The organism is Streptomyces sp. NPDC027672 (assembly GCF_055566335.1).
The window spans coordinates 517166-542214 of record NZ_JBVHSO010000004.1 but is presented as its reverse complement, the minus strand read 5'-3'; the positions used below and the strand labels follow the sequence as shown (position 1 = coordinate 542214).

General features: G+C 72.2%; 19 protein-coding genes. 13 read left to right on the top strand and 6 right to left on the bottom strand.

Features of this window, described 5'->3' with window-relative positions:
• Window positions 1-3 precede the first annotated feature (3 nt).
• From ACZ4SV_RS13445 to ACZ4SV_RS13435, 3 genes are all read left to right on the top strand, one after another.
• Entirely contained in the window at window positions 4-891 is an 888-nt protein-coding gene (locus tag ACZ4SV_RS13445; protein WP_365874052.1) for a FadR/GntR family transcriptional regulator, read from the top strand.
• Between the two features lie 432 nt (window positions 892-1323).
• Window positions 1324-2868: an RNA polymerase sigma factor gene (locus tag ACZ4SV_RS13440; protein ID WP_365874050.1), complete on the top strand. Its 1545-nt coding sequence runs from the start codon at window positions 1324-1326 to the stop codon at window positions 2866-2868.
• A gap of 123 nt (window positions 2869-2991) precedes the next feature.
• The gene (locus ACZ4SV_RS13435; RefSeq protein ID WP_397943278.1) at window positions 2992-3849 is read left to right on the top strand and encodes a serine protease; all 858 of its coding nucleotides are present in this window, start codon (window positions 2992-2994) and stop codon (window positions 3847-3849) included.
• Window positions 3850-3949: 100 nt separating this feature from the next.
• Here ACZ4SV_RS13435 and ACZ4SV_RS13430 read toward each other — a convergent pair whose 3' ends face one another.
• Window positions 3950-4180 carry a DUF7455 domain-containing protein gene (locus ACZ4SV_RS13430; RefSeq protein WP_365874046.1) on the bottom strand — a complete coding sequence of 77 codons (231 nt, stop codon included), beginning with the start codon at window positions 4178-4180 and terminating at the stop codon, window positions 3950-3952.
• A 440-nt stretch (window positions 4181-4620) separates the two neighbouring features.
• On the opposite strand from ACZ4SV_RS13430, the gene ACZ4SV_RS13425 reads away from it, so the two are divergent.
• The 6 genes from ACZ4SV_RS13425 to ACZ4SV_RS13400 all read left to right on the top strand — a co-directional run bounded on the left by ACZ4SV_RS13425 (window position 4621) and on the right by ACZ4SV_RS13400 (window position 11884).
• The gene (locus ACZ4SV_RS13425) at window positions 4621-6744 is read left to right on the top strand and encodes a DNA gyrase/topoisomerase IV subunit B (RefSeq protein ID WP_365874044.1); all 2124 of its coding nucleotides are present in this window, start codon (window positions 4621-4623) and stop codon (window positions 6742-6744) included.
• A 568-nt stretch (window positions 6745-7312) separates the two neighbouring features.
• Entirely contained in the window at window positions 7313-7834 is a 522-nt protein-coding gene (locus tag ACZ4SV_RS13420; protein ID WP_468004031.1) for a DUF1453 domain-containing protein, read from the top strand.
• Window positions 7831-8982, top strand: coding sequence for a sensor histidine kinase (locus tag ACZ4SV_RS13415; protein WP_397943282.1), 1152 nt, complete (start codon window positions 7831-7833; stop codon window positions 8980-8982). The genes ACZ4SV_RS13420 and ACZ4SV_RS13415 overlap by 4 nt, the downstream gene beginning before the upstream one ends.
• Window positions 8979-9668 (top strand): response regulator transcription factor, encoded by a 690-nt coding sequence (locus tag ACZ4SV_RS13410; protein ID WP_468004029.1) that lies wholly within the window; start codon window positions 8979-8981, stop codon window positions 9666-9668. Before ACZ4SV_RS13415 ends, ACZ4SV_RS13410 begins: the two co-directional genes overlap by 4 nt.
• A 69-nt stretch (window positions 9669-9737) precedes the next feature.
• Window positions 9738-10292, top strand: a complete 555-nt coding sequence (locus ACZ4SV_RS13405; RefSeq protein ID WP_468004027.1) for a DUF485 domain-containing protein — start codon at window positions 9738-9740, stop codon at window positions 10290-10292.
• Window positions 10289-11884 (top strand): solute symporter family protein, encoded by a 1596-nt coding sequence (locus ACZ4SV_RS13400; protein ID WP_468004025.1) that lies wholly within the window; start codon window positions 10289-10291, stop codon window positions 11882-11884. The genes ACZ4SV_RS13405 and ACZ4SV_RS13400 overlap by 4 nt, the downstream gene beginning before the upstream one ends.
• 34 nt (window positions 11885-11918) lie before the next feature.
• Here ACZ4SV_RS13400 and ACZ4SV_RS13395 read toward each other — a convergent pair whose 3' ends face one another.
• The 4 genes from ACZ4SV_RS13395 to ACZ4SV_RS13380 form a co-directional block, all read right to left on the bottom strand.
• Entirely contained in the window at window positions 11919-12593 is a 675-nt protein-coding gene (locus ACZ4SV_RS13395; RefSeq protein ID WP_468004023.1) for a response regulator, read from the bottom strand.
• Complete coding sequence (locus ACZ4SV_RS13390; RefSeq protein WP_468004021.1) at window positions 12590-14269, bottom strand: ATP-binding protein; 1680 nt, start codon at window positions 14267-14269, stop codon at window positions 12590-12592. Before ACZ4SV_RS13390 ends, ACZ4SV_RS13395 begins: the two co-directional genes overlap by 4 nt.
• A 99-nt stretch (window positions 14270-14368) precedes the next feature.
• Window positions 14369-15310: a sucrase ferredoxin gene (locus ACZ4SV_RS13385; protein ID WP_468004019.1), complete on the bottom strand. Its 942-nt coding sequence runs from the start codon at window positions 15308-15310 to the stop codon at window positions 14369-14371.
• Between the two features lie 71 nt (window positions 15311-15381).
• Window positions 15382-16677, bottom strand: coding sequence for a citrate/2-methylcitrate synthase (locus ACZ4SV_RS13380; RefSeq protein ID WP_397980236.1), 1296 nt, complete (start codon window positions 16675-16677; stop codon window positions 15382-15384).
• Window positions 16678-16792: 115 nt separating this feature from the next.
• Between ACZ4SV_RS13380 and ACZ4SV_RS13375 the strand changes: the two genes are divergently transcribed.
• Together ACZ4SV_RS13375 and ACZ4SV_RS13370 are read left to right on the top strand one after the other, a co-directional pair.
• The gene (locus ACZ4SV_RS13375; protein WP_468004017.1) at window positions 16793-17959 is read left to right on the top strand and encodes a citrate synthase; all 1167 of its coding nucleotides are present in this window, start codon (window positions 16793-16795) and stop codon (window positions 17957-17959) included.
• Between the two features lie 174 nt (window positions 17960-18133).
• The gene (locus tag ACZ4SV_RS13370) at window positions 18134-19219 is read left to right on the top strand and encodes a CobW family GTP-binding protein (protein WP_468004148.1); all 1086 of its coding nucleotides are present in this window, start codon (window positions 18134-18136) and stop codon (window positions 19217-19219) included.
• A 180-nt stretch (window positions 19220-19399) separates the two neighbouring features.
• Here ACZ4SV_RS13370 and ACZ4SV_RS13365 read toward each other — a convergent pair whose 3' ends face one another.
• Window positions 19400-21856, bottom strand: a complete 2457-nt coding sequence (locus ACZ4SV_RS13365; RefSeq protein ID WP_365874022.1) for a DNA gyrase/topoisomerase IV subunit A — start codon at window positions 21854-21856, stop codon at window positions 19400-19402.
• 329 nt (window positions 21857-22185) lie between these two features.
• Between ACZ4SV_RS13365 and ACZ4SV_RS13360 the strand changes: the two genes are divergently transcribed.
• Both ACZ4SV_RS13360 and ACZ4SV_RS13355 read left to right on the top strand, forming a co-directional pair.
• The gene (locus tag ACZ4SV_RS13360; protein ID WP_365874020.1) at window positions 22186-23589 is read left to right on the top strand and encodes a M16 family metallopeptidase; all 1404 of its coding nucleotides are present in this window, start codon (window positions 22186-22188) and stop codon (window positions 23587-23589) included.
• Complete coding sequence (locus tag ACZ4SV_RS13355; RefSeq protein WP_365874018.1) at window positions 23586-24974, top strand: M16 family metallopeptidase; 1389 nt, start codon at window positions 23586-23588, stop codon at window positions 24972-24974. Before ACZ4SV_RS13360 ends, ACZ4SV_RS13355 begins: the two co-directional genes overlap by 4 nt.
• Window positions 24975-25049: the final 75 nt, after the last annotated feature.

Here is a 25049-nt window from a genome sequence, read left to right as displayed (position 1 = left end):
TGCGTGAGTACCCTTGCGCACACCATGATGACCGCCGCCCGCTCCACAGACTCCGGTCTGGCCGGCCCGGGCGAACTCGACCGCTACCCCTACGCCGAAGCCCCGGTGGCCGACCGGGTCGGCACGCCTTCCTGGGACGGCGGGGAGCCCGAACTGGGCCGTGTCGGCCGGCGGGCCGCGGGCAGCCGCGGACGCGGGCTGCACGGCCAACTCGTCCAGCAGCTCGGACAGATGATCGTCTCCGGAGACCTGGGCTCGGACCGCCCGCTGGTGCCCGAGGAGATCGGCCAGCGTTTCGAGGTCTCCCGCACCGTCGTCCGCGAGTCGCTCCGCGTCCTGGAGGCCAAGGGCCTGGTCAGCGCCCGGCCGAACGTGGGCACGCGCGTGCGTCCCGTCAGTGACTGGAACCTGCTGGATCCGGACATCATCGAGTGGCGGGCCTTCGGGCCGCAGCGTGACGACCAGCGCCGGGAGCTGAGCGAGCTGCGCTGGACGATCGAGCCGCTCGCCGCCCGTCTCGCCGCCGGGCATGGACGCGAGGAGGTGCAGCAGCGCTTCTGCGACATGGTCGAGATCATGAGCCACGCCATGGCGCAGGGCGACGCGCTCACCTACGCGCGTGCGGACACCGAGTTCCACTCGATGCTGATCCAGATCGCGGGCAACCGCATGCTGGAGCACCTCTCCGGCATCGTCTCGGCGGCACTCCAGGTCTCCGGCGGCCCGGTCACCGCCTGTGACCGCCCGAACGAGACGTCCCTCGCGCAGCACGCGCGGATCGTGGACGCGCTCGGCGCCGGTGACGCCACGGCGGCGGAGACGGCCATGCGCCAGCTGCTGACGGTCCACCCGGAGGTGGAACGCGTGGTGCCCGCGCCGCGCGAGCACTGATCCCGCGAGGGGCGCGGTGCGGTCGCCGGTGTGCGGCGTCCCGCCGGTGTTCGCGGCGGACTCGGGCGCGGGTACCGGCCGCCGTCGGACTTCGCCGGATTGCTGTCCGGCGGGGTCCGACGGTGCGACGGGGCCTCCGGTGCAGGGGTGCGGCCGGGATGCGGCCATTGATGACGTCTTATGTGCTTATCTGACCGCTTTTGGATACTTACGGGGTGTGACTCGGGCCACGCAGAATGGGCGTAACGCTCGTGGAGACAGCGCGATGACCTAAGAGGTGATAGCCGCGGAGGGAATACGGACGCCGTGCATGGCGCTGTGCATCTTCCCCGGCCCCGCCCGCGCCGTCGGCCCGTCCCCAGGCCGGTGGTCGGCTCCTGTCCGCAGTGGACGGTGCCGGAAGCCGTTTTCCAACGTTCCGAGAGGTTGTTCGTGTCGGCCAGCACATCCCGTACGCTCCCGCCGGAGATCGCCGAGTCCGTCTCTGTCATGGCGCTCATTGAGCGGGGAAAGGCTGAGGGGCAGATCGCCGGCGACGATGTGCGTCGGGCCTTCGAAGCTGACCAGATTCCGGCCACTCAGTGGAAGAACGTACTGCGCAGCCTCAACCAGATTCTTGAGGAAGAGGGTGTGACGCTGATGGTCAGTGCCGCAGAGCCCAAGCGCACCCGCAAGAGCGTCGCAGCGAAGAGCCCGGCCAAGCGCACCGCCACCAAGACGGTCGCGGCCAAGGCGGTGACCACCCGTAAGGCCACCGCCACCACGGCCGCCCCCGCGGCACCCACCGCCGCGGTCACCGGTGACTCGGTCGAGGAAGCCGCACCCGCCAAGAAGGCTGCCGCGAAGAAGGCGGCGCCCGCCAAGAAGACGGCCGCCAAGAAGACGGTCGCGAAGAAGACGGCCGCCAAGAAGACCACGGCCAAGAAGGACGACGCCGAGCTCCTCGAAGAAGAGGTGCTCGAGGACACCAAGGTCGCCGACGAGCCCGAGGGCGCCGAGAGCGCCGGCTTCGTCCTGTCCGACGAGGACGAGGACGACGCGCCCGCCCAGCAGGTCGCCGCGGCCGGCGCCACCGCCGACCCGGTCAAGGACTACCTGAAGCAGATCGGCAAGGTCCCCCTGCTCAACGCCGAGCAGGAAGTCGAGCTGGCCAAGCGCATCGAGGCGGGTCTGTTCGCCGAGGACAAGCTGGCCAACTCCGACAAGCTGGCCCCGAAGCTCAAGCGCGAGCTGGAGATCATCGCCGAGGACGGCCGCCGCGCCAAGAACCACCTGCTGGAGGCCAACCTCCGTCTGGTGGTCTCCCTGGCCAAGCGCTACACCGGCCGCGGCATGCTCTTCCTGGACCTCATCCAGGAGGGCAACCTCGGTCTGATCCGCGCCGTCGAGAAGTTCGACTACACCAAGGGCTACAAGTTCTCCACGTACGCCACCTGGTGGATCCGGCAGGCGATCACCCGCGCCATGGCCGACCAGGCCCGCACCATCCGCATCCCGGTGCACATGGTCGAGGTCATCAACAAGCTGGCGCGCGTGCAGCGCCAGATGCTCCAGGACCTGGGCCGTGAGCCCACCCCGGAGGAGCTGGCCAAGGAACTCGACATGACCCCCGAGAAGGTCATCGAGGTCCAGAAGTACGGCCGTGAGCCCATCTCGCTGCACACCCCGCTGGGTGAGGACGGCGACAGCGAGTTCGGCGACCTCATCGAGGACTCCGAAGCCGTCGTCCCGGCCGACGCGGTCAGCTTCACGCTCCTGCAGGAACAGCTGCACTCCGTGCTGGACACCCTGTCCGAGCGTGAGGCCGGCGTGGTCTCCATGCGCTTCGGTCTCACCGACGGTCAGCCGAAGACCCTCGACGAGATCGGCAAGGTCTACGGCGTGACGCGTGAGCGCATCCGCCAGATCGAGTCCAAGACCATGTCGAAGCTGCGCCACCCCTCGCGCTCCCAGGTGCTGCGCGACTACCTCGACTAGGTCAAGGTCGTACGACGGCGAAGGCCCGGTTCCCGATCGCGGGAGCCGGGCCTTCGTGCTGCGGGATTCCGCTCCGTGGATCACTCTGGGTGCCCCAGGGCGTCCCCAGAGTGAGGAGCACGCATGCGCCGTTCCATTGTCCGGGCGCTGGTCCGGCCGCTGTCCCTGCTGGCCGCCATGGTCGCGATACCCCTGGTGACCGCCGCCCCCGCGGGCGCCGGCGGCGTGGTCGTCGGAGGATTCCCGATCGATGTCTCGCAGGCCCCCTGGACGGTCGCACTGGCCAGCCGTGACCGGTTCGGCGGAACCCGGGCGGGCCAGTTCTGCGGCGCTGTGGCCGTCGGGCGCAGCACGGTCCTCACCGCGGCCCACTGCCTGGGCGAGGAGGCCCTCGGAGCCCCGCCGAACCGGGTGCGCGACCTCAAGGTCATCGCGGGCCGCACGGACCTGCTGTCGGCGCGGGGCGAGGAGATCGCCGTACGGGAGATCCGCCTCAACCCCCGGTACGACGTCAGGACGAACTCCGGCGACTTCGCGGTGCTCACGCTCGCCGCACCGCTGCCGCAGAGCGCGGTCATCGCCATGGCGCGCGCGGGCGACCCGGGCTACCGGCCCGGCACCAAGGCGCTGGTGTCCGGGTGGGGCGACACGACCGGTGAAGGAGCCTACGCGCGGCGGCTGCGCGCCGCCCAGGTGCACGTCCTGTCCGACGACGTGTGCGCCCGCGCCTTCCCGGGCGGTCCCGAGGGCACCTACCGGGCCGGCACCATGCTGTGCGCCGGTGAGATCACCGGAGGTCCCGACGGCTGCCAGGGGGACAGCGGTGGTCCTCTGGTGGCCGGAGGACGGCTGATCGGCCTCGTCTCCTGGGGGAGCGGCTGCGGCCGGCCGGGGCTCCCCGGTGTCTACACGCGCGTCTCGGAGGTCGTACGGGCGCTGGAGCCCGCCGGGGCCCCGCAGGCGTCCCGAGGGGGCTCGTGAGGGCGTACGCGCGGATATGAGCACGGGCGGCCACTCCTGGTGGGGAGGGGCCGCCCGATCACCGGCCTGTGCCGGGGCTGGCTCGTCGTGGGTGCGAGAATCAGCGCTCTTCGGTGGAAGCGGTGTCCGGAACGGAGGTCAGCCGTTCCGTCTCGTCCTGTATCTCAGCGGCGATCTTCTTGAGTTCCGGCTCGAACTTGCGACCGTGGTGGGCGCAGAAGAGCAGTTCTCCGCCGCTGAGCAGGACCACGCGCAGGTATGCCTGGGCGCCGCAGCGGTCGCAGCGATCGGCGGCCGTCAGCGGGCTCGCGGGGGTCAGAACAGTAGTCACGTCGCCTCTTCTCTAGCTCGACGAGCTGTCGTACCAGGGACAACATCCAACCAGGCCGAAAACGTTCCCGCTCCTGGCCCTTTCTCGAAAAAAATCTTCCGAGCCGGCTGTCTGCTGCCGGTTGGCGGCGAATGTGCCGTATTGCGTCTCTTGTATGCCTACGGGTTCGCGCTGTCTTGCTGTCTCGTCCTCCCGGCCGGGTTGCCGGTTGTTCATGAGGACGTGCCCGGAGCCTAAATGGTTCATGCCCCAAAGGGAACGTGATATGTGCTTCACTCCATCGAGGGATCGAACACTCATACGAGCCTGGACTAGGGTGAGGTGTCGCCGAGGGTGGCGTTACACCGGCTCTACCAGGGCTCGGTACCCTCTGAGCGGCGACCGAAGCCGCCCCCTTACCCAAAAGGGGGCCACCTGAAATTCAGCGAGGAGCGAACCGCGTGACCGCCGATACGTCCGTGCCGTCCACAGCGCTGCTGGCAGGAGCAGACCGCGACGGTTCCAACTACACCGCGCGGCACCTGCTCGTCCTCGAGGGCCTGGAGGCCGTGCGCAAGCGCCCGGGCATGTACATCGGCTCGACCGACAGCCGTGGCCTGATGCACTGCCTGTGGGAGATCATCGACAACTCGGTCGACGAGGCCCTCGGCGGTTACTGCGACTACATCGAGGTGATCCTCCACGACGACGGCTCGGTGGAGGTGCGCGACAACGGCCGCGGCATCCCCGTCGACGTGGAGCCGAAGACCGGCCTGTCCGGCGTCGAGGTCGTCATGACCAAGCTGCACGCGGGCGGCAAGTTCGGCGGCGGCTCCTACGCCGCCTCCGGCGGTCTGCACGGCGTCGGCGCCTCCGTGGTCAACGCCCTCTCCGCCCGTCTCGACGTCGAAGTGGACCGCAGCGGCCACACGCACGCCATCAGCTTCCGGCGCGGTGTGCCCGGCGCCTTCGCCGCCGGCGGCGCCGACGCCACGTTCGAGGCCAAGAGCGGCCTGCGCAAGACCAAGAAGATCCCCAAGACGCGCACCGGCACGCGCGTGCGGTACTGGGCCGACCGGCAGATCTTCCTCAAGGACGCCAAGCTCTCCCTGGAGACGCTGCACCAGCGCGCCCGGCAGACCGCGTTCCTGGTGCCCGGCCTGACCATCGTCGTCCGCGACGAGTTCGGCCTCGGCGAGGGCGGCAGCAAGGGCGAGGAGTCCTTCCGCTTCGACGGCGGTATCAGCGAGTTCTGCGAGTACCTGGCGCGCGACAAGGCGCTCTGCGATGTCCTCCGCTTCTCCGGCAAGGGCACGTTCAAGGAGACCGTCCCGGTCCTGGACGATCACGGTCAGATGACCCCGACCGAGGTCACCCGCGAGCTGGGCGTCGACATCGCGCTGCGCTGGGGGACCGGGTACGACGCGACGGTCAGGTCGTTCGTCAACATCATCGCCACCCCCAAGGGCGGCACCCATGTCAGCGGCTTCGAGCAGGCCCTCACCCAGACGCTGAACGATGTGCTGCGCGCCAAGAAGATGCTGCGCGTGGCCGAGGACAACATCGTCAAGGACGACGCCCTGGAGGGCCTCACCGCCGTCGTCACGGTCCGGCTGGCCGAACCGCAGTTCGAGGGACAGACCAAGGAGGTCCTCGGCACCTCGGCGGCCCGTCGCATCGTGAACAACGTGGTCACCAGCGAGCTGAAGGCGTTCCTGACGGCCACGAAGCGTGACGCCGCGGCCCAGGCCCGGGTGGTCATGGAGAAGGTGGTCGCCGCCGCCCGTACCCGGGTCGCCGCCCGCCAGCACAAGGACGCCCAGCGCCGGAAGACCGCCCTGGAGTCCTCGTCCCTGCCGGCCAAGCTGGCCGACTGCCGCAGCGACGACGTCGACCGCAGCGAGCTGTTCATCGTCGAGGGCGACTCCGCGCTCGGCACGGCCAAGCTGGCGCGGAACTCCGAGTTCCAGGCCCTGCTGCCGATCCGCGGCAAGATCCTCAACGTGCAGCGGTCGTCGGTGACCGACATGCTCAAGAACGCCGAATGCGGGGCGATCATCCAGGTCATAGGAGCGGGCTCGGGCCGCACCTTCGACATCGACCAGGCCCGGTACGGCAAGATCATCATGATGACCGACGCCGATGTCGACGGCTCCCACATCCGCTGCCTGCTGCTCACGCTGTTCCAGCGCTACATGCGGCCCATGGTCGAGGCCGGCCGCGTCTTCGCCGCCGTGCCGCCACTGCACCGCCTCGAGCTGGTCCAGCCGAAGAAGGGCCAGGAGAAGTACGTCTACACGTACTCCGACCGGGAGCTGCGCGACAAGCTCATGGAGTTCCAGAGCAAGGGCATCCGGTACAAGGACTCCATCCAGCGTTACAAGGGCCTCGGCGAGATGGACGCCGACCAGCTGGCCGAGACCACGATGGACCCGCGCCACCGCACCCTGCGCCGCATCAACCTCTCCGACCTGGAGGCCGCCGAGCAGGTCTTCGACCTGCTGATGGGCAACGACGTGGCTCCCCGCAAGGAGTTCATCTCCAGCTCGGCGGCGACGCTGGACCGCTCCCGCATCGACGCGTAGCCGCCGCGCCGGGCATCGCCGGCGAGGCGGGAAGGACGGGGCCCTGCTGGATATCCAGCAGGGCCCTCCGCCTGCCGCCAGCAGGGCCCTCGGGCCTGCCGAGCGGCTGACGCGGAAGGCGGGCACCCGCTGACGGCGAGCGTGCGGCCGCACCGACTCCGAAGGCACCCGCTGACGGTGAACGTGTGGCCGCCCCGAGACCGCCGCCGACACTGCCACCGCCCGCCCCACTGCCACCGCCCGCCCCACTGCCCTGGCCCCGTCACCGCCCCACTGCCACCGCCCACGGCCCTGCCCCCGTCACCGCCTGAGCGCCCGCCTCCGCCTCAGCCCCAGCACCGCCCTCGCCGCAACAGCGCCCCACGCCCCACGCGCCCCCACCCCGCGCCCCTCGCTCAGCCCCTCATCCACCCCCTACCGTCTCTCCACCTGCGGGTGGAGGCGGGCCGCTCCGCGGATCCACCCGTGATCCACCCTGGATCCGATTCGCTGACCTGCGGATCCCCGTAGCTTCGAAGGTGCCGGCAGCACCCGCTCCGGCCTCACTTTTCCGCTCACGGAGGCTGCGATGTCCGGGCTCGTCAACGCGCTGGTGATCGTGGCCGTCGTCGCCCTAGTGATCACGCGGCAGTTCCGCGCCCACGCGGTCGACGCCGACCGGCGCTGGTGGCTGCCGCCCGTCGTCCTCGCCGTCGTCGCGCTGCGCGAGCCCGGAATCCTCGACGCCCACCACCGCGTGGAATCCGCCGTCCTGCTCGCGGTCGAACTGCTCATCGGCCTGCTCACAGGCGCCGGCTGGGGCTGGACCACCCGGGTCTGGACGGCACCGGACGGCGCCGTGTGGGCCAAGAGCACCAAGGCGAGCATCGCCGTATGGATCGTGGGCATAGCCCTGCGCGCCGGAGTCTTCGCCCTCGGCGCCCTACGCGGTGTGCACCAGGACAGCTCGGCACTGCTGCTCGGCCTCGCCGGCACGCTGCTGGTGCGTGGTGCGGTTCTGTCCTGGCGGGCCCAGGCCTTCGGCAGCGAGAGCGGTCCCGCCCCGGCGTACGGTGCCGGCAGCCGGCCGACCTGGAAGGAGTCCGTGTGACGGAGAACGCCTGGACACGCTGGCCGTCACGCGAAGCGCTCGGCCCTCTGGGCATCAGCCGGTCCCGGCGCCTGCTCGCCTGGGTGGTCCGCCTGCTCGTGCTGGCCATGCTGCTGTGGGCCGCTTTCAGCCAGCGGCACGTCGGCCTCTGGGAAGCGCTCGGCGCGGCCGGGGGAGTCGTCCTCGCGGCTCTCGTCTCCTGGGCCTTCTTCCGGACGACCTACGGGCACCGCCTGGTGCCGTCCCTGGCGCTCATGGGGGTGCTCCTGGGCATCGCGGTCGCCGCCGAGGCGACGGGATTCAGAGGGCCGGCCCTGGTCATCTGGTGCGGCTGCGGAGTCGGCGCGCTGGAGCGGCTGCCGCTCGGTGCCGCGCTCCCCGTCGCGTCGGTGGCGCTGGCTTCGTACTCCGCGTTCACCAACGACGTCTGGCTGACCACGGCCGCCACCGTAGCCGGCATGGCCCTCGCGGGGTACGTGCTGCGGCTGGACGCGGAAGCCCGGGGCAGCGCGCAGCGGCTGCTCGCCCAGGAGCGTGCCGCACGTGCCGCCGAGGCCGAGTCCGCGGCGCTGGCCGAGCGGGCGCGCATCGCACGGGAGATCCACGACGTGCTGGCGCACAGCCTCTCGGCGCAGCTCGTGCACCTGGAGGCGGCCCGGCTGCTGATCGAGAGGGGCGCGGACCGGGGGCGCATCCTGGAGCGGGTGGTGGCCGCCCGGGGCATGGCCCGTGACGGCCTGGCCGAGACCCGGCAGGCGCTGTCCGCGTTGCGGGGCGAGCTGACTCCCCTGGAGGACTTCCTGAGCGAACTCGTCAGCACGGCCGACGGAGCCGAGGTCACCGTCACAGGTGAACGCAGACGGCTGCCGGCCGAAGCGTCCCAGGCCGTGCGGCGGGTCGCACAGGAGGCGCTGACGAACGTCCGCAAGCACGCCCACGGCGCCAGAGTGGAGGTGCGGCTCGACTACGGGGAGCAGGAAGTGACGCTGGACGTGCGGGACTCGGGCGGGCGGCCGGGCGAACTCGACGGATCCGGTGGCGGGTACGGTCTGCTGGGCATGCGGGAGCGCGCCGAACTGCTGGGCGGTTCGCTGGACGCGGGACCGGACGAGGGAGGGTTCATGGTGACGCTGAAGGTGCCGCTATGACGGAGCCGGAGAGGGTGGCGAAGACCGCGCGGGTGGTCGTCGCCGACGACCAGACCGTGGTCCGTGAGGGCATCGTGATGCTGCTCGGACTGCTGCCCGGCGTGGAGGTCGTGGGGGCCGCGGGCGACGGCGAGGAGGCGGTGCGGCTGGCCGGTGAACTCGCGCCGGACGTCGTCCTGATGGATCTCCGGATGCCGCGCTGCGATGGCGTGGAGGCCACCCGGCGGATCCGGACCCGCTATCCCGGAACCCAGGTCGTGGTGCTCACCACCTACGCGGACGACGAGTCGCTGTTCCCCGCGCTGCGGGCCGGCGCCCGGGGATACCTGACCAAGGACGCGGGCGGTGACGAGATCGTGCGTGCCGTGCACAGCGTGCTGTCGGGAGAGGCGGGACTGTCACCGAGTGTCCAGCGCCGGCTGCTGGAGCGGCTGTCACAGCCGGAGCCCGAGCCCGCACCGGTGGCCGGCCGGCCGCCCGACGGGCTGACCACACGGGAGACCGAGGTCCTGGTGCTGATCGCCGAGGGGCTCAGCAACCAGGAGATCGCCCACCGGCTGCATGTGTCGACGGCCACCGTGAAGACGCACATCAACAACCTCTTCGCCAAGGCGGGCCTCAAGGACCGCGCGCAGGCCGTGCGGTACGCCTATAGCAAGGGGCTGGTGCGGCCGCCCACCTGGTGAATCACCTGATGGGGTGAAGAGCGCGAGGAAGAGAAGTCAGAGATCTTCCCGTTCTGTCCATCCTTGGGCATGCAGTCAAGCAACGGTCGTCTCCACCACACCGGAGACGGTCCCGAGAGTGCGGACGGGACTCAGGAAGAGCACGCGGAGCACGACGGGCACTCCTGCCACGGGTCGTGCCGGGACCCGTGGCACGACGAACCGACCACGGGCTGGGGCACACCGGACGGGGCCGGCGGACCGGCGCCGGACGTGCCGCCCGCGCGCCGCGGGTCCGTCGCGACGGCGATGAGCGTCGATGACGTGTATGTCGAGGTGCAGCGCAGCGCGGCGTTCCAGGAGGTGCGCGGCAGGTACCGGCGGTTCGTGGTGCCGGGAGTCACGGGCTTCCTGACCTGGTACGTGGGATATGTGATCGCCGCGACGGCCGCACCCGGGTTCATGGCCCGGCCCGTGGTGGGGGCGGTGAACGTGGCGTTGGTCGCGGGGCTCGGGCAGTTCCTCACCACGTTCCTGCTCACCTGGGCCTACGCCCGGCATGCGCGGCAGCGGGACCGGGCCGCGCTGGAGCTGCGCTGGACCACCCAGGAACTGACCCGCGGAGCGCGGAGGTGTGCCCGGTGACCGGCGACCATCAGGTTCTGGTCCTGCTGCTGTGCGGCGGGTTCGTGGCGCTCACCCTGGGGATCACGGTCCGGGTGAGCCGCAGGCGGCACGGTTCGGCGGAGGAGTTCTACACCGGCGGGCGGCTGTTCACTCCGATAGAGAATGGTTTTGCCATCGCGGGCGACTACATGTCGGCCGCCTCCTTCCTCGGCATCGCCGGACTCGTCGCGCTGTACGGGTACGACGGGCTGCTGTACGGGGTGGGCTTCCTCGTCGGGTGGCTGGTCGTCCTGTTCCTGGTCGCCGAACTGGTGCGCAACTGCGGGCGGTTCACGTTGGCCGACGTGGTGGCCGCGCGGCTGAGCGCGCGTCCGGTGCGGGTCGCCGCGGGGGCCTCCTCGGTCGTGGTGTCGGTGCTGTATCTGGTGGCGCAGATGGTCGGCGCGGGCAGCCTGGTGGCGCTGCTGCTGGGGCGGACGAGCGGCGCGGTCCAGGTCTGGGCGGTCACGGGCGTCGGCGCGCTCATGGTGGTCTATGTGTCGTGGGGAGGGATGCGGGCCACCACCTGGGTCCAGATCGTCAAGGCGGTCCTGCTGCTCGGCGGGACGGTCCTGCTGACCGTGCTGGTGCTGCTGCGCTTCCACGGCGACGTGGACCGGCTGCTGATCACCGCGGCGGAGCGCAGCGGCCACGGGAGGGCGTTCCTGGCGCCGGGGCTGAAGTCCGGCGGGACCTGGACCGCCCGGCTGGACTTCATCAGCCTGGGTCTCGCGCTGGTGCTGGGCACGGCTGGCCTGCCGCACATCCTGTCCCGTTTCCACACCGTGCCGACCGCGCGGGCCGCGCGTCGCTCCGTGGTGTGGTCCATCGGTCTGATCGGCGGGTTCTCCCTGATGACGATGGTCCTCGGATTCGGCGCGGCGGCGCTGGTGGGGCCGGGGGCCGTACGCGCGTCCCAGGCGGCGGGAAACACCGCGGTGCCCCTCCTCGCTCTCGACCTGGGCGGCGGACCGGGCTCCACGGGCGGCACCGTCCTGTTCACGGTGGTCGTCGCCGTGGCGTTCGCCACGATCCTCGCCGTGGTCGCGGGCATCACGCTCGCCTCCTCCGCCTCGGTGGCCCATGACCTGTACGCGACGCTGCGTCGCTCCGGCGGCAGGGCCCCGCCCAGTGAGGTGGCGGTGGCGCGGTGTGCGGCGGTCGGCGTCGGTGCCGTGGCGATCGCGCTCGGTCTGCTGGCCCGCGATCTCAATGTCGCCTTCCTCGTGGGCCTCGCCTTCGCGGTCGCCGCGTCGGCGAATCTGCCGGTGCTGCTGTACTCGCTGTTCTGGCGTGGGTTCACCACGCGGGGTGCGGTGTGGGCCGTCTACGGCGGGCTGCTGCCGGCGGTCACGCTCGTCCTGCTGTCCCCGGTGGTGTCCGGCAGCCCGGAGTCGCTGTTCCCGGGGGTCGACTTCCAGTACTTCCCGCTGGAGAACCCGGGCATCGTCTCCATCCCGCTCGGCTTCCTCGCCGGCTGGCTGGGCACGGTGACCTCGGACGAGCCCGCGGACGAGGCCAGGTACGCCGAGGCGGAAGTGCGCGCGCTGACCGGAGCCGGGGCCGCCTAGGACCCTCCCTGACCATCCCCTGGCAAGGCCGGGATCAGGTCGCCCACTCGTAACGGTGTTCCGGGCGGCCCGCGTCGCCGTACTTGAGGGACAGCCGGGCCCGGCCGGTGCGCTCCAGCAGCTTCAGATAACGCTGGGCGGTCTGGCGGCTCACCCCCGTCCGCTCGGCGATCTCCTGGGCGGACAGGGGGCGGTCCGCGTTCAGCAGCGCCTGGCGGACCAGTTCGGCCGTCGTGGGGGAGTGCCCCTTGGGGAGTCCGGGCTCCGAGGGTGCGGACAGTGCGCCGAAGATCCGGTCCACCTCCGCCTGCTCCGCCTGGCCGCCGCCGTCCAGGGTGCGCCGCAGCTCGGCGTACGCCTCCAGCTTCGCCCGCAGACCGGCGAAGGCGAATGGCTTCACCAGATACTGCAACGCGCCCTGCCGCATGGCCGCCTGCACCGTCGACACGTCCCGCGCCGCCGTCACCATGATCACGTCGGCCTGGTGGCCGCGCCGGCGCATCTCCCGGACCACCGCGAGACCCGTGTCGTCGGGCAGGTAGTGGTCCAGCAGGACGAGATCGAGCCGCGGCAGGGCCTCCACCTGGTGCAGGGCCTCGGCCGCGCTGTGCGCCTCGCCGGCCACGTGGAAGCCGGGCACCTTCGCCACGTAGGCGGCGTTGACGCGGGCGACGCGGGTGTCGTCGTCCACGATCAGGACCTCGATCATCGGGCCTCCTCCACGGCGCCGCGGGCGGCGCCGGGCGCCTGCCCGGGCACCGCCGGTTCCGGTTCCGGCTCGGTCAGCGCCTCCGGCAGGATCACGGTGAACTCCGCGCCGCCGCCCGCCGCGGAGCCCACGGCCGCGCTCCCGCCCTGCCGTTCGGCGAGCCGGCGCACCAGGGAGAGCCCGATGCCCCGCCGGCCGTGCGCGGGCGGCTTCTTGGTGGACCAGCCCTCCGTGAAGATCAGCTCCCGTCGGTCCTCCGGGACCCCGGGACCCGAGTCGCGCACCCTGAGCACGACGGCGCGGCCCCGCGCGCGCAACTCCGCCTCCACGCGCGCGTGCGGGGTGCCCGCGGCCGCGTCGAGGGCGTTGTCCACGAGGTTGCCCACGATCGTGACCAGCCCCCGCGGATCGACCAGCCGGTCGGGGAGCCGGGTACGGTCCGAGACCCACAGGGCGACCCCGCGCTCGGCCGCCACGGTCGCCTTGCCGACCAGCAGCGCGGCCAGCAGCGGGTCCTGGATCTTCTCCGTGACCTGCTCGGCGGTGGCCCGGTGGTCGCCGACCACCTCGCCGACGAACTCCACGGCGTCGTCGTACATCTCCAGCTCCAGCAGCCCCAGCAGGGTGTGCATGCGGTTGGCGTGCTCGTGGTCCTGGGCGCGCAGCGCGTCGATCAGGCCGCGCGTGGAGTCCAGTTCGCGCCCCAGCTGCTCCAGTTCGGTGCGGTCGCGCAGGGTGGCCACGGCACCGCCGTCACCGGTGGGCATGCGGTTGGCGACCAGCACGCGCTGGCCGCGCACGGTGAGCAGATCGGTGCCGCTGACCCGGCCGGCCAGCACATCCGTCGTACGGCCCGCGCCGAGCGCCTCGTCCGGGGTCCGCCCCACGGCCTCGTCGCCGACGCCCAGCAGGCGCCGTGCCTCGTCGTTGAGCAGGCGGATGCGGCCGCCCCGGTCCAGCGCCACCACCGCCTCCCGGATCCCGTGCAGCATCGCCTCGCGCTCCGCGAGCAGCGCCGAGATGTCGGAGAAGGCCAGGTCCCGGGTCTGCCGCTGGACCCGGCGGGAGATCAGCCAGGCCGCCAGCGCGCCCACCGCGAGCGCGCCGCCGGCGTACGCGAACAGTCCCGGGATGGCGCTGATCAGCCGTGCCCGCACACTGTCGTAGGCGATGCCGACCGAGACGGCGCCGACGATGCGGTGGCCGTCGTCGTACAGCGGCACCTTGCCGCGTGCCGAGCGGCCCAGGGTGCCGTTGTCGATCTCCATGACCTCCTTGCCGGCGAGCGCGTCGGAGGGGTCGGTGGAGACCCGCCGGCCGATCTGCGCAGGAGTGGGGTGCGACCAGCGCACCCAGCCGCGGTCCAGCACCACGATGTACTCGGCGTGCGTGGCCCGCCGGATCCGCTCCGCCTCCCGCTGCACGGGACCGTTCCGGTCCGGCCGGGTGGCGCGCACGCCCTGGGCGATCTGCGGGTCCTGCGCGGTGGTCTCGGCGATGGCCAGCGCCCGGCGCATCGCCTCCTGGTCGAGCTGCTTGCTCAGCGGGGCCAGGAAGAGCCCGGTCGCGAGCACCGCGACCCCCGCGGCGATCGCCACCTGCATCAGCAGCACCTGCGAGAACATCCGCCGGGGCAGACCGAGGCGCAGACGGCGTACGGGGGGAGTGGGGCTCATACCCACGACGGTACGTGGACCGGCCGGAAGCGCCCCAGCCGGTGCGGAGTGGATCTCTTGATCGAGTGTTGATCAATGTTGACGCGCGGCGGTGCCGGGTCAGCTCGCCAGTGCCGTCGTCCGCAGCTCGCGCACGTCGACCACGTCCATCCGCGCGGGCGAACCGAGCACCGCCGCGCCGCAGCTCTCCGCGCGGGGCGGCAGTGACGCGCCCTGCGCCACGGTGACCCGCCACCGGCGGCCGTCGGCGTGCGCGACGGTGACCTCCCGGCGCGCGGCCGTCCCCTCGGTCCGTACGACGCTCAGCACACCCGCCCGGTACTCGCCCGCGGCCGTCCGGACGGCCAGTTCCGCCGCCTGGCCGGGCCGCTCCCACGCCGAACACCCCCGGCAGCCCTCGACCACCACACGCCCCTGCTGCACACCGTGCAGGGCCTCCTTCACGGTGTGCGCCTCGGCGCGGCCGTAGGCATAGCCGTACGGCAGGACGAGCACCGTGGGCGCGAAGCGATGTCCACCCAGATGGGTGACCTCCCAGACACCGCGCACACCGGAGGCGACCAGCTCGGTGGCGAGGGGACGGCCGAGGAGCGCGCAGCAGCGGTCGCGCTTGCCGTTGGTGCACACGAGCGCCAGCGGGTCACCCTGATGGGGCCGCCCGCCGAGCGCCGCGCCGAAGGACCGGTGGTCGCCCGCCCCGAGGCCGGCGAAGTCCAGGTCGAGCAGGCGCCGCGGATCGCGGGTGGCGGCGCTGTGCAGCCACACCCGCCCGGGCACGGTGTGCGCGGCGTACACCTGCCGGACCGGGGGCGGGCCGGGGTCGGCATGGCGGCCGGGACGCCGGATCAGCGCGATCCGTACGCCGGTCCCGTCGGCGGCGGCCTCCAGCGCCCGGCCCAGCGCGGGGTCGAGGTGACTGGACGTGAGGGCCTTGTCGCCCCAGGGGCCGGGCTGTTCCAGCAGCAGCCACGTCGCCGCCGTGGCAGCCGTACCGGAAACCGGCTCGTCGAGGCTCCGGGAGACCGTCGCACACCTACTCACAGAGGTGAGCCTAACCTGACTCCCCGTGCGGTGACTTCCGGCCCCGGCCGTGTCCCGGCCCTCTCGTGCGGTCAGGCCGGCCCGGTGGCGGCCGAGTCCGGCGCGAGTCCCTGGTCAGGGAGGGGCTGCGGCGGGCGCGGACCGACGTAGTGGCCGCTGGGGCGCATGCGCAGCGGGCGTTCGCCGTACTCCTCCAGGGCGTGGGCGATCCAGCCCGCCGTCCGGGCGACGGCGAAGATCGTCTCGCCGGCCGCGGCGGGCATGCCGCAGGACGCGGTGAACACCGCCAGGGCCAGGTCCACGTTCGCGTGCAGCGGGGTGTGCCGGGCGGCCGTGGCGACCACGTCACGCGCGGCGAGCAGCGCGGACTCCGCGCGAGGGAGCTGCTCCAGCAGGCCGAACAGCGCCCGGGCGCGCGGATCCTCGCCCGCGTACAGCCGGTGGCCGAGACCGGGGACGCGGCGGCCGGCGCGCAGTTCCTCGGCGATCACCGGGACCGCGGTGCCCTGGTCGAGCACGTCCAGCAGCATCCGGTGGGCCAGGCCGCTGGCCGCGCCGTGCAGCGGGCCCTCCAGCACGCCGAGCCCGGCCGAGACGGCCGCGTACACGTGCGCCCGGGCGGAGGCGGCGACCCGGACGGCGAGCGTGGACGCGGCCAGGTCGTGGTCGGCCAGCAGGGCCAGCGCGGTGTCCAGGACGCGCAACGACGCCTCGTCGGCCGGGCGGCCGGTCAGCCGGCCCCACAGGCGGTGGGCCAGCGGACCCTCGTCCCGGTGGGTGTGCAGGGCCGGCGGCAGCGCGGCGACGAGGGTGGGGACGAGCAGGCGCGCCGTGTGCAGCACGGCCTCCTCGGACAGGTCGAAACGCAGCGGGTCCTCCGCCGCCGCGGCGATCGCCGCCACCCGCAGCCGGTCGACCGGGGAGGCGTGCTCGGACAGGGCGTCCACCGCGCGGCGGGCGACCTGGACGGTGGCCTCGGGCGCGGTGAACGTCACCCCCGGGATCAGCCGGCCGGTCCACAGCCACTCCGCGACCTCCTCGTAGGAGTGCCGGGCGGCCAGTTCGACGGCGTCGACGCCGCGGAAGTAGTACCGGTCGCGCTCGATCAGCGTGATCCGGGTGCGCACGGACAGGTCGCCGCCGGTGCCCGGAGTGCCGGCGGCCTCGCGCCGGTTGCGGCGGGCGAGCGCCTCCACCTCCCCGGCCTCGAAGGTGCTGGCCCGGCCGCCGGGCTCGCGTCTGCTGCCGAGCAGGCCGCGGCTCACGTACGCGTAGACCGTCTCGGGCTTCACACCGAGCAGTTCCGCGGTCTCCTTCGTGGTCAGCCGGCGCCCGGGGCGGTGGGGAGCGGTGTCGTCATCGCGCATGGGGGCCACCGTAGCCGTCTCTGCACACATTGACGGCTACACATTGATTCAATCAACGTTGACAGGAAGTCAGTCAAGCAAGGACAGTCGGATCAAGGTTCAAGGGAGGACGACCATGACCGTCAACAACGCCGCCACTCCGCTCATCGACGCCCCGCGCGGTCTCGCGGGCGTCGTCGTCACCGAGACCGAGGTCGGTGACGTCCGCGGCAGGGAGGGCTTCTACCACTACCGCCAGTACCCGGCCGTCAGCCTCGCCCGCACCCGCGGCTTCGAGGACGTCTGGCACCTGCTGGTCCACGGCACGCTCCCCGGCACCCGGCGGCGCGCCGCCTTCACCGCCGAGACCGCCGCTCTGCGCCGCCTGCCCGACGGCGTCCGTGCGGCCCTGCCCGCGATCGCCGGGGCCGGGCACCGCTCCGGACCGCTGGCCGGACTCCGCACGGCCCTGTCCCTGCTGGGCGCCGCGCGGGGCTTCCGGCCGGTGTACGACCTCGGCCCGGACCAGCGGCGCGCCGACACCGTGGCCGCCTGCGCGGCCGTACCCACCCTGCTCACCGCGCTGTACCGGCTCGGCCGGGGCCTGGAGCCGGTGGAACCGCGCGAAGACCTCCCGTACGCGGCCAACTACCTGTACATGTTGACCGGTTCGGAACCGGATCCGGAGCGGGCCCGTGCGGTCGAGCAATACCTGATCTCCACCATTGACCATGGATTCAACGCGTCCACCTTCACCGCGCGCGTGATCGCCTCCACCGGCGCGGACGTGGCGGCCTGTCTGACCGGCGCCGTGGGCGCCCTCTCCGGACCCCTGCACGGAGGCGCGCCCAGCCGGGCCCTGGACACTCTGGACGCGATAGGCACCCCCGACCGGATCGACACCTGGATCCGCGAACGGGTCCTCGCCGGCGACCGGATCATGGGCTTCGGACACGCCGTCTACCGCACCGAGGACCCCCGTTCCCGCATGCTGCGGGAGATCGCCCTCGGCTTCGGCGGGCCACGGGTGCGCTTCGCGGTGGAGGTCGAGCGCCGGGTGGAGGCGATCCTCGCCGAGCTGAAGCCCGGCCGCGAACTGCACACCAACGTCGAGTTCTACGCCGGTCTGGTCATGGAACTGTGCGGTCTGCCCCGGGAGATGTTCACTCCCACCTTCGCCGCGGCCCGGGTGGTGGGGTGGAGCGCCAACATCCTGGAGCAGGCGGCCGACTCGAAGATCATCCGGCCGGTGGCGCGTTACGTGGGCCCGGAACCGCACGCGGCGGTGCCCCTGCCCGAGTGACGGACGCCCCGGCGGGCACGAGAGCGGGTGTCCGGCCGCTCGTATCCTGGACGCGCCGGCCCTGCCCGTCCGCGCGCCGGGACGCGAGCCGGTGCGCGTTGGTCACGTCAGAGAGGTCGCCCGTTGGGGAACAGCTGGGAAAGCGGTCCGGAAGACAGCGGCAGCACACGGCAGATCCCGGTCGTCACACGGCAGATCCCGGTCGTCGTGCTCGCCGGTTTCCTGGGCTCCGGGAAGACCACGCTGCTCAACCATCTGCTGCACCGCAGCGGAGGCAGCCGCATCGGGGCGATCGTGAACGACTTCGGCGCCATCGAGATCGACGCGATGGCCGTCGCGGGCGCCCTCGGCGACTCCACCGTCTCGCTCGGCAACGGCTGCCTGTGCTGTGCCGTGGACACGAGCGAACTCGACCTCTACCTGGACCGGTTGGCCGCGCCCGCCACCGGCGTCGACGTCATCGTCATCGAGGCCAGCGGGCTGGCCGAGCCGGGGGAACTCGTGCGCATGGTCCTCGCCAGCGAGCATCCCGGGATCGTCTACGGCGGTCTGGTCGAGGTGGTCGACGCCGCCGAGTTCGACGACACGCGCGCGAAGCATCCCGAGATCGACCGGCACCTCGCCCTCGCGGACCTGGTCGTCGTCAACAAGCTGGACCGTGCCGACGACCCCGGCCGCATCCTGCGGCTCGTCGGCTCCTTCGCCGACCGCGCCGCCGTCGTCCCCGCCACCTACGGCCGGATCGATCCCGAGCTGCTCTTCGACTGCCGGCCGAGCGAGGAGCGCGTCGGGCAGCTGTCCTTCGACGACCTGCACGACCACGAGGAGGAGGACGAAGGCGGAGGCCACGACCGGGCCGGCCATATGCACTCCGGCTACGACAGCCTGTCCTACACCTCCGCCGTGCCCCTGGAACCGCGCCGGCTCATGCGGTTCCTGGACAGCCGGCCGGAGGGGCTGTACCGGATCAAGGGGTACATCGGCTTCGGGCCGTACGACCCGCTCCACCGCTACGCCGTGCATGCCGTCGGCCGGTTCCTGCGCTTCTACCCGGAGCCCTGGCCGGCCGGCGACGACCGGCTCACCCAGCTCGTGCTGATCGGCTCCGGTATCGACGCGGACGCCCTCCGCAAGGAGCTCCAGGCGTGCGAGAACGACACCGCGCACGCCGACGAGCACGGCATGTGGGGCGTCCTGCGCTACGTACAGGGCTCGGAGGAGACGGAACCCGACCTGGAGGACCCGGACCCGCCCGTCTAGCCCGCCCGGAGCCGCCGCGACCCCGCTCGGGCGCCCCGGCCCAGAAGGCGGCCGGGGCTCGGAGCCCCGGCCGCCCCAGAGCCCCGGTCGCCCCCCAGCACCGGCCACCCCCAAAGCCCGGCCGCGCTCAGACAACCGGCCGTCCCTAGAGGATCGGCCCGCTCACAGCACAGGCCGTGCTCACAGCACCGGGCCCGCCACCACCGATACCGTCTTCGGGAGCGACGTGCCCGAGCCGTCCCGGCGCGGGTCCGGTTCCGGCAGCTCCGCGGGAGTGCCGTTCTTCTGCGCCGCCCGCGCGGGCGCCGGGCCCGCCCAGCCCAGCGACAGGCAGTCCTCGCCCTTCAGGAACCGCTGGCAGCGCACGCCACCCGTGGCCCGGCCCTTGCGCGGGTACTGGTCGAACGGGGTCAGCTTGGCCGTCGTCTGCACCGAGTCGTCCAGCGTGCCGCGCGAGCCCGCCACCGTGAACACCACCGCGTCGGCGGCCGGGTCGACCGCCGTGAACGAGATCACCTTCGCGCCCTCGGTCAGCTTGATGCCCGCGATACCGCCCGCCGGACGGCCCTGGGCACGGACGATCGACGCCTGGAAGCGCAGCAACTGCGCGTCGTCCGTGATGAACACCAGGTCCTCCTCGCCGGTGCGCAGCTCCACCGCGCCGACGATCCGGTCGCCCTCCTTGAGCGTGATGACCTCCAACTCGTCCTTGTTGGACGGATAGTCGGGCACCACCCGCTTGACGACACCCTGCTCGGTGCCGAGCGCCAGACCCGGGGACGACTCGTCCAGCGTGGTCAGGCAGACCACCGTCTCGTCGTCGTCCAGGGAGACGAACTCCGCGAGCGGGGCTCCTCCGGAGAGGTTCGGCACGGTCACCGGCTCGGGCAGCCGCGGCAGGTCGACCACGTTGATCCGCAGCAGCCGGCCCGCCGAGGTCACCGCGCCGATCACCCCGCGCGCGGTCGCCGGCACCCCCGACACGATCACATCGTGCTTGACCCGCTTGGCGCCCGCCCGCGGCAACGGCTCGTCGGTCGCCGTACGGGCCAGCAGCCCGGTGGAGGACAGCAGCACCCGGCACGGGTCGTCGGCCACCTGGAGCGGGACGGCGGCCACCGGAGCGGCCCCGGACTCCAGCAGGACCGTGCGCCGGTCGGTGCCGAACTTCTTCGCGACGGCGGCCAGTTCCGCGGAGACCAGCTTGCGCAGCTCCGCGTCCGACTCCAGGATCCGGGTCAGCTCCGCGATCTCCGCGGTGAGCCTCTCCTTCTCCGCCTCCAGCTCGATCCGGTCGTACTTGGTGAGCCGGCGCAGCGGCGTGTCGAGGATGTACTGCGTCTGCACGTCGCTCAGCGAGAAGCGCTCGATCAGGCGCTCCTTGGCCTGCGCGGAGTTCTCGCTGGACCGGATGATCCGGATGACCTCGTCGATGTCGACCAGCGCGGTCAGCAGGCCCTCGACCAGGTGCAGCCGGTCGCGCCGCTTGCCGCGGCGGAACTCACTGCGGCGCCGGACCACGGTGAAGCGGTGGTCCAGATAGACCTCCAGCAGCTCCTTCAGCCCCAGGGTCAGCGGCTGGCCGTCGACCAGGGCGACGTTGTTGATGCCGAAGGACTCCTCCATCGGGGTCAGCTTGTACAACTGCTCCAGGATCGCCTCCGGCACGAAGCCGTTCTTGATCTCGATGACCAGGCGCAGGCCGTGCTCGCGGTCGGTGAGGTCCTTGACGTCGGCGATGCCCTGGACCTTCTTCGCGTTGACCAGGTCCTTGATCTTCGCGATGACCTTCTCGGGGCCGACCGTGAACGGCAGTTCCGTGACGACCAGGCCCTTGCGGCGGGCGGTGACGTCCTCGATGGAGACGGTGGCGCGCATCTTGAAGGTGCCGCGGCCGGTCGCGTACGCGTCCCGGATGCCGTCCAGGCCGACGATCCGGCCGCCGGTGGGCAGGTCGGGGCCCGGGACGTGCTTCATCAGCGCGTCCAGGTCGGCGTTCGGCTGCCGGATCAGGTGCCGGGCGGCGGCGACGACCTCGCGCAGGTTGTGCGGCGGCATGTTCGTGGCCATACCGACCGCGATGCCCGAGGCGCCGTTGACCAGCAGGTTCGGGAAGGCGGCGGGCAGCGCTACCGGCTCCTGCTCCTGGCCGTCGTAGTTCGGTGCGAAGTCGACCGTGTCCTCGTCGATCGACTCGGTCATCAGGCCCGTCGCCTCGGCCATCCGGCACTCGGTGTACCGCATGGCGGCCGGCGGGTCGTCGTTGCCCAGGGAGCCGAAGTTGCCGTGGCCGTCGACGAGCGGCACGCGCATGGAGAAGGGCTGCGCCATGCGCACCAGCGCGTCGTAGATCGACGCGTCGCCGTGCGGGTGCAGCTTGCCCATGACCTCGCCGACGACCCGGGCGCACTTCACATAGCCGCGCTCGGGGCGCAGGCCCATCTCGTTCATCTGGTAGACGATCCGGCGGTGCACCGGCTTGAGGCCGTCACGGGCGTCCGGCAGGGCGCGTGAGTAGATGACCGAATAGGCGTATTCAAGGTAGGAGCCACGCATCTCGTCCACGACGTCGATGTCGAGGATCCTCTCCTCGAACGAATCGTCGGGCGGCGGGGTCTTGGTGCTGCGGCGGGCCATCGCTGCCTGGCTCCTTGCTGAAGCGTGGGACGGATCTGACGCCGACCATTGTGGACCGAGGCACTGACAAGCCGTGCCACGACCCGGTGCGGGGGCCCGGGCCGCTCCGGGAAGCGGCCCGGCCCTGGCGGCGGGAGACCGTCCGGGGCGGGGTCCGAGGCAGGCTACGCGATCCGCCGCCGCGCACGTCCGGCGGGAAGCGCGCGATCCGCTGTCGGCGTACGTGCCGCGGGAACTTCGCCGGGGCCCCGCACGCTTTGCATACAGTGGCAGGAACGGCAGGAACACCGCGGTTTCTTTCGACCGCCTCCGCTCGCGAAGGGACGTACATGCCCATGGGTCACACGACCACAGCCGAGGCAGGCTCCGGGGGCCTGACAGCGACCGAGCACCGCCTGGCCAACGGTCTGCGCGTGGTGCTCTCCGAGGACCACCTGACCCCCGTGGCGGCGGTCTGCCTCTGGTACGACGTCGGCTCCCGTCACGAAGTCAAGGGACGCACCGGCCTGGCCCACCTCTTCGAGCACCTGATGTTCCAGGGCTCCGCGCAGGTCAAGGGCAACGGCCACTTCGAGCTGGTGCAGGGCGCCGGCGGCTCGCTGAACGGCACCACCAGCTTCGAACGCACCAACTACTTCGAGACCATGCCCGCCCACCAGCTGGAGCTGGCGCTCTGGCTGGAGGCCGACCGCATGGGCTCGCTGCTGGCCGCCCTGGACGAGGAGTCCATGGAGAACCAGCGGGACGTCGTCAAGAACGAGCGCCGCCAGCGCTACGACAACGTGCCCTACGGCACCGCCTTCGAGAGGCTGACCGCGGCCTCGTACCCGGAGGGCCACCCGTACCACCACACGCCGATCGGGTCCATGGCGGACCTGGACGCGGCCACCCTGGAGGACGCCCGCCAGTTCTTCCGCACCTACTACGCGCCGAACAACGCGGTGCTCTCCGTGGTCGGCGACATCGACCCCGAGCAGACCCTCGCCTGGGTCGAGAAGTACTTCGGCTCCATCGCGTCCCACGACGGCAAGCCCGCGCCCCGCGACGGCTCCCTGCCGGACGTCATCGGCGAGCAGCTGCGCGAGGTCGTCGTGGAGGAGGTGCCGGCGCGCGCCCTGATGGCCGCCTACCGGCTCCCGCACGACGGCACGCGCGCGTGCGACGCGGCCGACCTCGCCCTGACCGTCCTCGGCGGCGGCGAGTCCTCCCGCCTGTACAACCGCCTGGTGCGCCGCGACCGTACGGCCGTCGCCGCCGGCTTCGGCCTGCTGCGGCTGGCCGGCGCGCCCTCCATGGGCTGGCTGGACGTGAAGACCTCCGGTGACGTCGAGGTGCCGGTGATCGAGGCCGCCATCGACGAGGAGCTGGCCCGGTTCGCCGCCGAGGGCCCGACGCCCGAGGAGATGGAGCGCGCCCAGGCCCAGCTGGAGCGCGAGTGGCTGGACCGGCTCGGCACGGTCGCCGGCCGCGCCGACGAACTGTGCCGGTTCGCCGTCCTGTTCGGCGACCCCCAGCTCGCCCTGACCGCCGTCCAGCGCGTCCTGGAGGTGACCCCGGAGGAGGTCCAGGAGGTCGCCAAGGCCCGCCTGCGGCCCGACAACCGCGCCGTCCTCGTCTACGAGCCGAAGTCCCCGGAGGCCGTCGAGGACACCGGGATCCCCGAGGACCCGGAGCAGGAAGCGACCGTAGAGGCGGCCCGCGACGAGACCGAGAACGAGGAGACGGCCCAGTGACCGAACTCGCCACCATGGAGTTCCACCCCCAGCCACAGCCCGGTGACGCCAGGCCCTGGGCGTTCCCGGCCCCCGAGCGCGCCGCGCTCGGCAACGGCCTGACCGTGCTGCGCTGCCACCGCCCCGGCCAGCAGGTCGTCGCCGTGGAGGTGCTGCTGGACGCGCCGCTGGAGGCCGAGCCGGCCGGCCTGGACGGCGTCGCCACGATCATGGCGCGGGCCTTCTCCGAGGGCACCGACAAGCACTCCGCCGAGGACTTCGCGGCGGAGCTGGAGCGCGCGGGCGCCACCCTGGACGCGCACGCCGACCACCCCGGAGTGCGGATCAGCCTGGAGGTCCCGGCCTCCCGCCTGGCCAAGGGCCTCGGACTGCTCGCCGACGCCCTGCGCGCGCCCGCGTTCGCCGAGAGCGAGGTCGAGCGTCTCGTCCGCAACCGCCTGGACGAGATCCCGCACGAGCTGGCCAACCCCTCCCGCCGGGCCGCCAAGGAGCTCTCCAGGGAGCTGTTCCCGGCGACTTCCCGGATGTCCCGGCCGCGCCAGGGCACCGAGGAGACGGTCGCGAAGATCGACGCCGGGGCCGTACGCGCCTTCTACGACCGGCATGTGCGGCCCGCCACGGGCACCGTGGTGGTCGTCGGCGACCTGACCGGCATCGACCTGGACGCACTGCTCGACGACACCCTCGGCACCTGGACCGGCACGCCGGGCGAGCCCCGGCCGGTGCCGCCGGTGACCGCCGACGACACCGGGCGCGTGGTCATCGTGGACCGGCCCGGCGCCGTGCAGACGCAACTGCTCATCGGCCGGATCGGCCCCGACCGGCACGACCGGGTGTGGCCCGCGCAGGTGCTCGGCACGTACTGCCTGGGCGGCACCCTCACCTCCCGCCTGGACCGCGTCCTGCGCGAGGAGAAGGGCTACACCTACGGCGTGCGCTCCTTCGGCCAGGTCCTGCGCTCGGCGCCGGACGGCACGGGCGCCGCGATGCTCGCCATCAGCGGCTCCGTGGACACGCCGAACACCGGTCCCGCGCTGGACGACCTGTGGAAGGTGCTGCGCACCCTCGCGGCGGAGGGCCTGACCGACGCCGAGCGGGACGTCGCCGTACAGAACCTGGTCGGGGTGGCGCCGCTGAAGTACGAGACCGCGGCGGCCGTCGCGAGCACGCTGGCCGACCAGGTCGAGCAGCACCTGCCCGACGACTTCCAGGCGACGCTGTACCGGCAGTTGGCCGCCACGGGCACGGTGGAGGCCACCGCGGCCGTCGTGAACGCCTTCCCGGTGGACCGGCTGGTGACCGTCCTGGTCGGCGACGCCGCCCAGATCAAGGCACCGGTCGAGGCGCTCGGCATCGGTGAAGTGACGGTGGTGTCGGCCGAGTAGCGCCCCGCACGGCGTACGCGGCGTACGCGGCGTACGCGGCGGGCACGGCACGCGCGCCTGGGGGCCCTGACGGTG

What these genes read in the sequence shown, in the direction of transcription:
- ACZ4SV_RS13435 (WP_397943278.1), top strand. Translation starts at nt 2,992, where the DNA reads ATGCGCCGTTCCATTGTCCGGGCGCTGGTCCGGCCGCTGTCCCTGCTG.
- ACZ4SV_RS13420 (WP_468004031.1), top strand. Translation starts at nt 7,313, where the DNA reads ATGTCCGGGCTCGTCAACGCGCTGGTGATCGTGGCCGTCGTCGCCCTA.
- ACZ4SV_RS13410 (WP_468004029.1), top strand. Translation starts at nt 8,979, where the DNA reads ATGACGGAGCCGGAGAGGGTGGCGAAGACCGCGCGGGTGGTCGTCGCC.
- ACZ4SV_RS13405 (WP_468004027.1), top strand. Translation starts at nt 9,738, where the DNA reads ATGCAGTCAAGCAACGGTCGTCTCCACCACACCGGAGACGGTCCCGAG.
- ACZ4SV_RS13395 (WP_468004023.1), bottom strand. Translation starts at nt 12,593, where the DNA reads ATGATCGAGGTCCTGATCGTGGACGACGACACCCGCGTCGCCCGCGTC.
- ACZ4SV_RS13390 (WP_468004021.1), bottom strand. Translation starts at nt 14,269, where the DNA reads ATGAGCCCCACTCCCCCCGTACGCCGTCTGCGCCTCGGTCTGCCCCGG.
- ACZ4SV_RS13380 (WP_397980236.1), bottom strand. Translation starts at nt 16,677, where the DNA reads ATGCGCGATGACGACACCGCTCCCCACCGCCCCGGGCGCCGGCTGACC.
- ACZ4SV_RS13375 (WP_468004017.1), top strand. Translation starts at nt 16,793, where the DNA reads ATGACCGTCAACAACGCCGCCACTCCGCTCATCGACGCCCCGCGCGGT.
- ACZ4SV_RS13365 (WP_365874022.1), bottom strand. Translation starts at nt 21,856, where the DNA reads ATGGCCCGCCGCAGCACCAAGACCCCGCCGCCCGACGATTCGTTCGAG.
- ACZ4SV_RS13360 (WP_365874020.1), top strand. Translation starts at nt 22,186, where the DNA reads ATGCCCATGGGTCACACGACCACAGCCGAGGCAGGCTCCGGGGGCCTG.